Genomic DNA, 13,174 nt, shown 5'->3' on the forward strand with positions numbered 1-13,174 from the left:
GCTTCGCTCGGGTTCAGCAGCAGCGACTGGTTCCAGTGGCTACGGTTGCGCATTGGCTGCTGGAAGAACCAGTGCTGAATCGGCGTCAGCGGTATGTCGCGGTTCAGCTCGATTCGCTCAACCGCGGGCGCATCCTGACTGACCACCTGGGCGACCTGGGCCAGTTCGGCGATGGTCTGGCGTTCGAACATCTGCCGAGGCGACAGCACGATGCCGGCCTTGCGGGCGCGGGAGATGATTTGCAGGCTGAGGATCGAGTCGCCACCGAGGGCAAAGAAGTTGTCTTGGCGACCGATTTGCGCGACGCCGAGCAGGTCTTGCCACAACGCCGCCAGCTGGGTTTCGACCCCGGCCAGCGGTGCTTCGAAAGCGCGCTGCTGGATCTGTGGGTCGGGCAGCGCCTTGCGGTCGAGCTTGCCGTTGGCCGACAGCGGCAAGCTGTCCAGCGTGACGAAGTGGGCCGGGACCATGTAGTCCGGCAGGCGTTGTTTCAGTTGAGTGCGAAGGTGTTCTTCGTCGAAATCGTCGGCCACCAGATAGCCCACCAGCTGCATCCCAGTGCTGAGTTCACGGGCGATAACCACTGCTTCGCTGACCGCGGGGTGATCCAGCAGCGCCGCTTCGATCTCGCCGATTTCCACGCGCAAGCCGCGCAGTTTGATCTGGTGATCGAGACGGCCGAGGTATTCCACCACGCCGTCGGCACGCCAGCGGGCCAGGTCGCCGGTGCGGTACAAACGCTCGCCACTGCCGAACGGACTGGCAACAAAACGCTCGGCGGTCAGCCCCGGACGCAGATGGTAACCGCGAGCCAAACCGTCGCCGCCGATGTACAGCTCGCCGGGCACGCCGACGGGTTGCGGGTTGAGGCGGCTGTCGAGGATGTGGATCTGCAGGTTGGCGATGGGGGCGCCGATGGGCACGGAAACGCCCGGCTCATCAGCGCACGTCCAGTGAGTCACGTCGATGGCCGCTTCGGTCGGGCCATACAGATTGAACAGGCCAGCATTTGGCAGGCGCTCAAGGGTTTCCCGCGCCAGATCGGCAGGCAAGGCTTCGCCGCTGCAGACGATGCGTTTCAGGGACGCACAGCCGGCGAGATCGTCCTGAGCCATGAAGGCACCGAGCATCGACGGGACGAAGTGCAGTGTGGTGATGCGCTGCTGTTGGATCAACGCTTTCAACAGCAGAGGATCGCGATGATCCCCGGGCTGAGCGACCACCAGACGCGCACCGACCATCAACGGCCAGAAGAACTCCCAGACTGACACGTCAAAACTGAACGGCGTTTTTTGCAATACCGCGTCCGAGGCGTCGAGTGCGTAAGCCTCTTGCATCCAGGCCAGACGGTTGAACAGTGCGGCATGGGTATTGCCGGCGCCCTTGGGTTTCCCCGTCGAACCGGAGGTGTAAATCATGTAGGCCAGCTGCTCGGGGTGCAGCTCTACAACTGGCGCTGTGACGGGATAATCCGCCAATCCCAGATGATCCAGATTCAGCACCCGCAGGCCTTCCACGACCGGCAAATCAGCGATCACCCCATCGTGGCTCAGCAGCAACCCGATCCCGGCGTCTTCCAGCATGTAGCGCAGACGATCTGCCGGGTACTCAGGGTCCAGTGGCACATACGCAGCACCCGCTTTGAGCACCGCATACAGCGCAACCACCATCTCAACCGATCGCAACGCCGCCACGCCCACCAGAGATTCCCTCCCCACGCCCTGTTCGCGCAGGTAATGGGCCAGCTGATTCGCACGCTGATCCAGTTCGCAATAACTCAACACCGCATCGCCAAAGCGCACAGCCTCCCGCTCGGGATGTGCCTGCGCCAGCCGCTCAAAATGCCGATGCACAAACGGCTCGGTATCAGACCAATCCCGCGCCGTGTCATTGACCACCGCCAACTGCGCGCGGTCCTCAACATCCAGCAACTCGAAGTCGCCAATCGCCGCATCCGGCCGCTCCAGCAACTCGGCAAACAGCTGCTCAAAACGCCCATGCAAACGCTCGATGCTGCCGTGATCAAACAGATCCGTAGCGTAATTCCAGTTCCCCGCCAGTTCCCCCGCCGCGTTTTCCCAGGTGTGCAGCGCCAGGTCGAACTGCGCGCTGCCGTTGTCGAGCGGCATCAGCGTGGCGTTGAGGCCGGGCATCAATTGCAGCGCTTCGTCCTGGCGTTGCTGATGGTTGTAGAGCACTTGAAACAGCGGGTTGTGGCTGAGGCTGCGTTCCGGCGCCAGGGCGTCCACCAGTTGCTCGAACGGCAGGTCCTGATGGGCTTGTGCGCCCTGGGAGGCCAGACGAACGTTGTCGATGATCTGGTTGAAACTGGCGTCGGCCTGCACGTCGCCGCGCAGAATCTGGGTGTTGACGAAGAAGCCGATCAGGCCCTCGGTTTCGGCGCGCTGACGGCCGGCAATGGGCACGCCAATGCGCAGATCGGTCTGGCCGCTCAGCCGTTGCAACAGCACTTGATAGGCCGCGAGCAGGACGGTAAATAGTGTCACGCCGCGCTGGCGGGCCAGTTCACGCATACGCCCGGACAGTGCCGAGTCGAAGCTGAACGGCAGGCGCGCCCCACGGAAACTCTGGCGCGCTGGACGTGGACGGTCGGCCGGCAATTCCAGCACCGGCGGCTCATCGCCCAGTTGCTGCTGCCAGTAGGCGAGTTGCCGATCACCCTCGCCCGCGTCCAGACAGGCGCGCTGCCACAGGGCGACGTCGGCGTAGCTCAGAGGCAGCGCTGGCAGTGAGTCAGTATCGTTTTGAACGGCAGCGCGATAGGCCTCGACGAAATCCAGCAGCAGCACTTGAATCGACCAACCGTCGGCGATGATGTGGTGCAGACAGACCAGCAGCACGTGATCGTCTGCGGCGCGTTCGATCAACGCCACGCGCCACAGCGGGCCCTGGGCCAGGTCAAACGGGCGTCGGGCGAAGGCGTCGGCCAGCGCCTGCATTTCGGCTTCGTCAGCTGCGTGCAGACGTTCGAATGGCAGCGGTTGACCAGATTGAATCACCTGCTCCGGCGTGCCGTCTTCAGCGGTGGCGAACACCGTGCGCAGGCTGGCATGTCGCTCGGCCACGCGCTCGAACGCCGTTCCCACGGCTGCAACATTTAGCTCGCCCTTCAGGCGCAAGGCACCCGGCAGGTGATAGGTGCTGTTGCCCGGTTCCAGTTGCTCCAGAAACCACAGACGCTGCTGGGAAAACGACGCCGGGCTGCGCTCGCCCGCCACCCCCGGTGGCACCGGCAGCGACGACGCGTCCAGGCCCTGCTCGCGCAGCTTGTTCAGAAACACCCGACGCTGAGCGCTGCCAAGGCTGAGGAAACGCGTGGCCAGGGCCAGCAGCTTGCTCTGTGAAGTCATGCTCGGTTGCGACATCAGTTGCTTTCCTCCAGCTCATTCATTAACTCGTCCAGGGCATCGAGCCGGTCGAGTGTCAGGGTCTGCCCCTGCAAGGTGTCGATCAGCGCCGCCTGGGCGGCGACGGTGGTGGCTTCGAAGGCCTGGGCCAGCGGGATGCTCACCCCGAGGCGCTCGCGAATGCGCGACAGCAGCCGCGTCGCCAGCAACGAATGGCCGCCGAGTTCAAAGAAGTTGTCATGACGACCGACCTGCTCGACCTTCAGCAGGCTCTGCCAGAGTTCGGCGAGGACTTCCTCACGCTCGCCCTGTGGCGCTTCGAACACGCGCTCTTCCAGGCTCGGCGCCGGCAGTGCCTTGCGGTCGAGCTTGCCGTTGGCGTTGCGCGGCATCAGTGCCAGCACGACGACGTGGGCCGGCACCATGAACGCCGGCAGGGTCTGCGCCAGCGCGCTTTTCAGCACGTCGCTGGACAACGCCTGCTGGGCCTCGGCGACCACATAGGCCACCAGTTGCGGGCCGTGGGCCGTCGGTTGCGCGCTGACCACGGCGTCGCGCACCGAGGGTTGCGCCAACAGCAGGTTTTCGATTTCGCCCAGCTCGATGCGCTGGCCGCGGATCTTCACCTGGAAGTCCGCGCGGCCGACGTATTCCAGCGCGCCGTCGGCGTTCCAGCGGGCCAGGTCGCCGCTGCGGTACAGCCGCGCACCGGTTTCGCCGAACGGATCGGGCAGGAAGCGCTCGGCGGTCAGCCCTGGCCGCGCAGCATAGCCACGGCCGACGCCAACGCCGCCGATGTACAGCTCGCCCACCACACCGGGCGCGGCCAGTTGCAGGTTGGAATCCAGCACGTACAGGCCGTTGTTGTCGGTGGGCCGGCCAATCGGCATGTTGGCGTTGAGGGCGGGCGCGGCGGTCAGGGTGTGCAGCGCGACATCGTCGGCGCACTCAGCCGGGCCGTAGGCGTTGACCAGCGGCACCTCGGGGTAGCGGGCAAACCAGCGCGCGGCGAGGTCGGTGGTCAGCGCTTCACCGGTCGGCAGCAGCCAGCGCAGGGCATCAAGCCGCTGGGGCGCGACCGCGAGCATGGCGTCGATCACCGCCGGCACGCATTCCAGCACGCTGACCTGATTGGCCGCGACTTCCTCCAGCAGGCGTTGCGGGTCCTGCACCACGGCGTCCGGCAGAATCTCCACGCGCCCGCCGAACAGCGGCGCCGTGAGGAACTGCCACACGGAAATGTCGAAGCCGGTGGCGGCGGTCTGGGCAATGACATCGCCCTCGCCCAGCCGCAGATACGGCAGCTTGGACATCTGGTTGTTGAGCATGCCGCGCTGGTTAACCATCACCCCTTTCGGCTCGCCGGTGGAACCGGAGGTGTAGATGACGTAGGCCAGTTGCTCGGCCGTTGCGTAGCGGCCCGGGTTCTCGTCGGCGGACTCATCGGCGCCCGCCAGCACGTCCTCAAGCACCCGCACACGGGGCTTGCGTTCAGCCAGCGCGACAATCGCCTCGACCTGAGGCAGACACTCCCGCGGCGTCAGCAATACCGGCGCGGCGCTGCTGACCAGCATGCGCGCGCTGCGCCCGGCCGGGTGACGATCATCCAGCGCCAGATAGGCCGCACCGGCCTTGAACGCGCCGACGATCATGCTCAACAACGGCAGACCGCGGGGTGCGAAGAGCGCCACCACGTCGTCGCCCTGTACGCCCGCTGCGATGAGGCCGTGACCGATGCGGTTGGCCTGACGGTTCAGTTCGCGGTAGCTCAGGCGTTGACCCTGACAACGGGCCACTTCCTGGGCCGGATGGGCCAGCACCCGCGCCTCGAAACGCTCCAGGTAGCTGATGTTGTACCAGTGTTTTTGCACCGGGCCGAGCCCTTGGGCCAGCAGCTGCTCGCGCTCATTGTGCTCAAGAATCTGCAACTGGCTCAGGGTCTGCTGCGGGTTGTCGATCAACTGGGTCAGCAAGCGGCGGAAATGGCTGACCAGCGTGCCCATCTCGGCGTCGTTGAAGTGCCGGCTGTCGTAGGTCAACTGCAGTTGCAGGGATTCACCCGGCAGCAGCACCACGGTCAACGGGTAGTTGGTGTGAGTACGGTTGGCCAGCGGGTTGATGCGGTATTCGTTCACGGCCTGCTGCACCTCGGCGCCCAACGGAACGTTCTCGAAAACAAACAGGCTGTCGAACAGCGGCTGGCCGCGGGGGGTGTCGGCGAGCAGCTGAATGTCGGCCAGGGACAGGTGTTCGTGCTGGCGCATGTCGGCGTTCTGCCCCTGCAAGGCGTTGAGCAGCTCCAGCGCCGACGCGCCCATGCCCGGCCGGCGGATGCGCAGCGGCAAGGTGTTGATGAACAACCCCAGCGCGCCTTCGATGCCTTCCAGCTCGGTCGGACGACCGGCCACGGTGACACCGAACAGCACTTCGTCGCGGTCGGCATGGCGCATCAGCAACAAGGCCCAGGCGGCCTGCACGAAGGTGTTCGCCGTCAGACGATGCTGACGGGCTTGTTCGGCCAGTTTCGTCGTCTGCTCGACACCCAGGGCCAAGGTCACGTCGCGCATTTGCGAATCACCCTGAGGACTGTGGCGGTACGGCAGTGGCGTGACGTCGGTGAAGCCCGCCAATGCGTTGCGCCAGTAATCGCGGCTCACCGCTTCGTCCTGCTCGGCGAGCCAGGCGAGGAAGTCGCGGTACGGTCGCGCCGGCGGCAGGCTGACCTGACGGCCTTCGAGAAACGCGCGGTAATGGGTGAAGAATTCGGTGAGCATCAGACCCCGGCACCAGGCGTCGATCAGCGCGTGGTGGTGGCTCTGGACGATGCGGAAATCCGCCTCGCCGAACTTGATCAGGCGCAGGCGCAGCAACGGCGCCCGGGCGAAATCGAAGCCCTGCTCGCGCTCGCTTTTCAGCAGCTCATCCAGCTCGGCCTCGGCGGCGTCGCGGGGCAGATGGCTGAGGTCGATCAGTTGCACCGGCGACGGCACGCGGCGCATCACAATCTGACGCTGCACGCCGCTTTCCAGCCCATGAAACGCCGTGCGCAACGCCGGGTGTCGTTGCACCACTTGCTGCCAGGCGAATTTGAACGCCTCAAAATCCACGTGACTGCCGACGTCGTACTGATCCTGCATCAGGTAGATGCCGTTGCCCTGCTCCAGCAGGCTGTGGAGCAAAATGCCCTGCTGCATGGGCGCCAGCGGCAGGATGTCTTCGATCTCCCGCGCGGGGATGCCCAGCCCGTCGAGTTGCGTTTGATTCAACGCCGCCAGGGGGAAGTCCGACGGCGTCAGGCCGGCATTGGTTTCGTCGCTGCAATGGGCGATCAGCTGCAACAACTGCGCTTCATACAGCGCAACCAGTTGCCCAATGCTGTCGCGGCTGAAGCGTTCGCGGCTGAAGGTCCAGTCCAGCTGCAACTGGCCGTCGCGGACTTGGCCGTCCACCGCCAACGCATTGGCCAGCGGCCCTTGTGGGTCACGCAGATTGTTCGGCGTGCGGCTCGACAGGGCGAACAGCGCGCCCTCGCTGTCGTCGAAGCGTCCGAGGTAATTGAAGGTCACGCCCTGGCCGATCAGCTCAGGCAAATCCGCCCCAGCGATGTACTTCAGTATTCCGTAGCCGAGGCCTTTTTCCGGTACCGCGCGCACGGCTTCCTTGACCGCCTTGAGGGTGGCGACCGCGTCATCTGCGGCGTCCAGCGCCAGCGGGTACAGGCTGGTGAACCAGCCGACGCTGCGGCTCAGGTCCAGGGTGCCGGTGGCGTCTTCGCGGCCATGGCCTTCGAGGCTGATGACCTGGCGACGCCGACCGCTCCACTGCCACAGCGCCTGGGACAATGCCGCCAGCAGCAGGTCGTCGATGCGGGTGCGATACGCCGCCGGGGCTTCGCTGAGCAGGCGACGGGTGTTGTCTGCGTCGAGGGTCAGGTGCATTGTTTCGCTGTCGCCGACAAGGCTCTCTACCGAAGCATCGCCGGGCAGAGTGGCATCGGCGGCGTTCAGCCCTTGCCAGTGCGGCAATTGGTTTTGCAGCTCAGGGCTGCCCGCCAGGGTGTTCACCGACTGCGACCAGGCCTGGAAGCTGGCGGTTTTGTCGGCCAATGCCACGCTCTTTCCAGCCGCCAGTTGGCTGTACGCCAGTTGCAGGTCTTCCAGCAGCACCCGCCATGACACGCCGTCCACGGCCAGGTGATGGATGGCCAGCAGCAACCGCGCTTCACCCGACGGCAGGCGCGCATGCACTACCCGCAGCAGCGGACCGGTGTCGATGTTCAGGCTGCGCTGGGCTTCGTCGTTGAGCGAATCGAGGTCGTCTTCGCGGCTCAGTTCGCAGGTCCACAGCACGCGCTCGGCACTTTCGCTGTCGCGGTAACGCTGCTGCCACTGGCCTGCGTCGTTCTGATGGAAGCTCAGGCGCAGGCTGTCGTGGTGGGCCAGCACAGCGGCGAGGGCCTGCTGCAACAGCGCGGTGTCCAGCGCCTGGGGCACGTCGAGCAACAGCGACTGGTTCCAGTGCTGACGCTGGGCGATGGGCAGGCTGAAGAAGCGGGCCTGAATCGGCGTCAGGGCAAACTCGCGGGGCGCAATGGCCGCCGTGACGGGCGCAGCGGCAGGCTTGGCTTCGGCCACCGTGGCGACCTGGGCGAGTTCGGCGATGGTCTGTTTTTCGAACAGCTGCTTGGGCGTCAGGCGAATGCCCTGACGCCGCGCCCGGGCAATGATCTGCAGGCTGAGAATCGAGTCGCCCCCGAGGGTGAAGAAGTTGTCGTGACGGCCCACCGCTTCGACGTTCAACGCCGCTTGCCAGAGCGCGGCGAGTGCAGCTTCGACCCCTTCGTGAGGCGCTTCGAAATCTTCCGATGTTGTGGTCGGCGACGGCAGCGCGCTGGCGTCGAGCTTGCCGTTGGCGGTCAGCGGGAAGGCGTCGAGGGTCAGGATATGGCTCGGCACCATGTAGTCCGGCAGGCTGTGGGCCAGTTGCGCGCGCAGCGTCTCGCCGTCCACCGTTGCACCACTCGCCACCAGCGCATAAGCGATTAATTGGCCGCGATCATCGACGCGGACATGGGCGTCACGCAGGCCGTCCAGCTGGCGCAGGCGCTGGGCGATTTCGCCCAGGGCCACGCGGTAACCACGCACTTTGATCTGATCGTCGGCACGGCCAAGGAACTGAATCTGCCCGTTGACCAGCAAGCGCGCGCGGTCGCCACTGCGGTAGAGCCGCGCGCCGCTGCCCCTCGGGTCCGGAATAAACGCCGCAGCGGTCATCGCCGGGCGCTGGTGATACCCGCGCGCCAGGCCCGGCCCGCCGATGTACAGCTCGCCGACGTCGCCCTGCACCACCGGTTGCAGATGGTCGTTGAGAATCAGCGCCACGGCGTTCGGCAGGGGACGGCCAACGGGCACGCTTTCACCCAATGCGGCTCCAAGAGCCTCATTGCTCAGCACGCCCACGGTGGTTTCGGTGGGCCCATAGTGATTGATGACCCGGCAGCCGGGCTTCAAGCGGTTGACCTGGGCCGCCAGCTCCCACGGCAGCGTATCGCCACCAAGAATCAGCGCGTGTTCCGGCAGCACATCGGCGGCATTCGTCGCCTGCAACAGGCCGTTCAAATGGGTCGGCACGATCTTCAGCACGCCCACCCTGTGCTCGGCCATGTAGGCGGCGAAGCGGTCGGCGTCGTTGGTGCGGTCGGGGCTGATCAGGTGCAGCGAGCGCGCCGAGCACAGCGCGCCGAACAGCACGGTGTGGCCCAGGTCGGCGCCGACGGTGGAGACCATCGCCATGCTCGCCTCGGGCGTCAGATCAAGACGGGCGAGTAAGCCCTGGACGTAATCGGCCAGGGCGCCGTGACTGATCACCACCCCTTTCGGCGTGCCGCTGGTGCCGGAGGTGTAGATCAGGTACGCGGCCTGATCGGCGTTTACGGGCACATCCAGTGTTGTCGCCGGTAGCGAACGCCACGCAGCGTCGGCACCCACGCTGATGACGTCGCCATGGAAGTCGCCTGGCGCCGCCACGTCACTGATCAACGCGCTTGCGCCACTGTCGTCCAGCACAAACGCCTGACGCTCGGCGGGCCATTTCGGGTCCATCGGCAAAAATGCGGCGCCACTCTTCATCACCGCCAGCAGGCCGACGACGAACTCCACCGAGCGTTCCAGCAGAATACCCACGCGGCTTTCCGCGCCCACCCCGGCCTGGCGCAAATGCTGCGCCAGTTGATTGGCCTGGGCGTCGACCTCGGCAAAACCGGCGCTGCGCTGTTCGTCTTGCAGGGCCAGACGATTCGGTTGTGCGCGCACGCTGGCGTCCCACAGGCTCAGGACATCGGTGGCCGGGAACGTCACGGATTCGGCAGCGATGCAGGAAGGTTCGGCACCGATCTGCAAATCAGCCAGACGCACCTGCGGTTGCGCCACCACTTGCGCGCAGATCCGCAGCAGGTCACCGGCGAGACCGGCGATACGCGGTTCGTCGAACAGGTCGCACGCATAGGTGAACACCGCCTGAATGCCGTCGGCGTCATCGGTGATGTCCAGGCCTAAATCGAAGTGCGCCGAGTAGTCGTCGAGCTGATTGACGTCCATGCGCACGCCGGCCATTTCAACGTTCTGCGGCAGCGGGAACTGCTGGGTGAATTTTACCTGGCACAGCGGGTTGTGGCTGAGGTTGCGCGACACGCCGAGGGCTTCGACCAGTTGCTCGAATGGCAGATCCTGATGGTGTTGCGCACCCAGCGCGGTGTGACGAACCTCCTCGATCAGCGTGCTGAACGACTGCTGCGGCGACACCTCGCTGCGCAGCACCAGGGTATTGACGAACAGGCCGATCAGGCCTTCGGATTCGGTGCAGGTCCGCCCCGCCACCGGCACGCCGACGCGCAGATCGGTATGGCTGCTGTAACGCTGCAACAGGGTTTTGTAGGCGCCGAGCATGACCATGAACAGGGTCGCGCCGTGACGGCTGGCGAGGTCGCGCAGGCCCTGGCTCAAGTCGCGGTCAAGGGCGATGGCGTAACGGGCGCCGCGATGGCTTTGTTGCGCCGGACGCGGGCGATCGGCCGGCAGATTCAAAACGGTCTGGGCATCACCCAATTGCTCACGCCAGTAGGCCAGTTGACGCTGGCCTTCCCCACCGGCCAGACGCGCGCGCTGCCAGGCGGCGAAGTCGGCGTATTGAACCGGCAGAGGCGGCAACGTCGGTTGTGCCCCCTTTGCATGGGCGCTGTACAGCGCAGCGAATTCCTTGAGCATGACCTGCACCGACCAGCCGTCGGCAATGATGTGGTGCAACACCAGCACCAATTGCTGCCGGTCCGGTGCCAACCGCACATTGAGCACCCGCCACAGCGGACCTTTCTGCAAATCCATTGGCTGCTCGACGGCCGCTCTGGCCAGTTCGCTCAAGGCGGCTGCCGGGTCGGTGTCCTCGCTCAGGTAATGGCGTTCGACCAGCACCGGGACCGGCGCGTGGATGCGCTGCACCAGCTTTTCGTTGGCGTCGATGGCGAAGGTGGTGCGCAGGCTTTCGTGGCGGGCGGCCAGGTCGTCAAGGCTGCGTTGCAGCGCGGCATCATCCAGCGCGCCGTTGAGACTCAGCTGACCGCACAGGTGATAGGCGCTGCTGTCCGGCTCCAGTTGCGCGAGGAACCACAGGCGCTGCTGGGCGAAGGATTGCTCGGGATCGCTGTCACGGGAAATGCGCGGCACGCCCGCAGAGGCTTCGGCACTGCGGTCATGGGTGGAGAGGTGCGCGGCGACGTGGGCGTTGAAGGCGCCAAGGGTCGGATGTTCGAACAGGTGGGCGGGCTCAAGTTTCAGGCCCAACTCGCTGTTCAGACGGGACAGCACTTGCACCACGCCCACCGAATCACCGCCACGGGCAAAGAAGTGATCGGCAGCGATCAGGTCGCTTTTGCCGAGGACTTCCTGCCACGCGGCCCGCACTTCCGACAGCAAAGGCGAAGCCTCAACCGAGACGTCCGTGCTGTCAGCATCGAGCAAGCGCCCGTCCTGCCAGATCGCGAAGCTGTCGAGGCTGCCGTTCTGCCAGCCACTGCGGCAGGCGGAACGCTGCAGCTTGCCACTGGTGGTGCGCGGCAGTGCGCCCGGCTCCAGCAGCACGATGACTTTGGGCGCCACCAGAAACAGCTCGGACACGGCGTCGCGCACCGCATCGCAGATCATCGGCGGCTTCATCAGGCGGCGCACGTTGCGGCTGATCTCCAGGGCCAGGCCGACGCCTTCGACGCCCTGCTCGTCCGTCACTGGAAACGCCGCGATGCGCCCGCGACGCAGCAGCTCGACGCTCTTCTCCAGCGCCTGCTCGATGTCCTGGGGGTAGAGGTTCTGGCCGTTGAGGATGATCAAATCCTTCAAGCGACCGGTGATGAACAGCTCGTTGTCGCTGGCGATACCCAGATCGCCGCTGCGCAACCAGCGCTGGCCGTCTTCCTCGACGAAGGTCTGCGCGGTGGCTTCGGCGTTCTGCCAGTAGCCCTGGGCGACACTCGGCCCGGTAATCCAGATTTCGCCGACGTGACCCGGCGCGAGGCGCTGCAGCGTCGCCGGATCGACAATGCGCAGGTCGTGATCGGGCCGGCACCAGCCGCACCCCGGCAGACGACTTTTCGCGTTCTGGTTGGCGAACACCGCCTCTGCGGCCTCCCCGGCGGCCAGTTGGCTGCCGTCGAAATGCTTGATGCCGAACGGCCTGTCGCGCTCGGCGGCGCTCACATACAAGGTCGCTTCGGCCAGCCCGTAGCTCGGCGTCAGGGCGCGGCGGTTGAAACCGGCTGGCTCAAAATGTTCGCTGAAGGCATCCAGCGTGGCGATGCGGATCGGCTCGGAGCCGGAAAACGCCAGGCTCCAGCGATCCAGCACCAGGCCTTTCACGGCGGCGGGCTTGATGCGCTCGACGCACAGGCGATAGGCGAAATCCGGGCCACCGGAGAAGGTCCCACCGTACTGACTCATCGCTTCCAGCCAGCGCGCCGGCCGGCCGAGGAAGTAGTTAGGCGACATCATTGTCAGCGTGCCGCCGTAGTACAGCGGCAACAGCAGGCCGCACATCAGCCCCATGTCGTGGTAAAGCGGCAGCCAGCTGACCCAGCTTTCCGATGCGGGGTCCGAAATGAAGTGCCGGGCCATGGCGATTTCGTTGGCCATGAGATTGTCGTGGGAGACCATCACGCCTTTCGGTGCGCTGGTGGAGCCCGAGGTGTATTGCAGGAAGGCCAGCGAGGCGGTGTCGATCAGCGGCGCCTGAAACCCTGCGTGGCCGTCGGCGATTTCTTCCACTGCAGCGAAGCGCCCGCCAGCGGGCATAAAGGGTTGCAACAGGTGTTGGAATTTGTCCAGGTCTTCCCGGCGCCCGAGGACCATCTGCGGCGCGGCGTCGTGAAGGATGCCGGTGAGACGGTCGAGGTGGGTCTGGCGGTTGTACTCCGGAGCGAAGGCCGGCACCGCGATGACCCGAGCGTACAAACAGCCGAGAAATGCCGCCGCGTAATCGGCGCCGGTCGGCAGGATCAGCACGCATCGCTCGCCGCCCTGCACGCCGAGGTGCTGCTGAAGGCAGGCGGCAATCGAACGCGCCCTGGCATCCAGCTGGGCGTAGGTGGTCAGCAGCGGCGCCTGGTCCTCGTGGACGATGTGTCGAAGGGCAATCCGGTCCGGCTGGGTCTGCGCATAAAAGCCCACCAGTTCGGGAAAATGCGCGGCCTGATCTCGTATGGATTTCATTCTTTCACCTGTTTGTATCGGCAAGGCTCAACCCGCAGGCCGCGCAACGGCGGC

2 protein-coding genes (1 of these 2 running past the window's edge) are annotated in these 13,174 nt (G+C 65.5%); both read right to left on the reverse strand.

The window, feature by feature from the left end; genetic code table 11:
- Positions 1–3,386 carry the 5' portion of a non-ribosomal peptide synthase/polyketide synthase gene (locus M1E04_RS15550; protein ID WP_456291657.1) on the reverse strand. It extends 12,814 nt beyond the left edge of the window, so only the first 3,386 of its 16,200 coding nucleotides appear in the window; its start codon is at positions 3,384–3,386; the stop codon falls past the left edge of the window.
- Entirely contained in the window at positions 3,386–13,120 is a 9,735-nt protein-coding gene (locus tag M1E04_RS15555) for an amino acid adenylation domain-containing protein (protein WP_456291658.1), read from the reverse strand. Before M1E04_RS15555 ends, M1E04_RS15550 begins: the two co-directional genes overlap by 1 nt.
- Positions 13,121–13,174 lie beyond the last annotated feature (54 nt).

This window comes from Pseudomonas sp. AK106 (assembly GCF_053903055.1).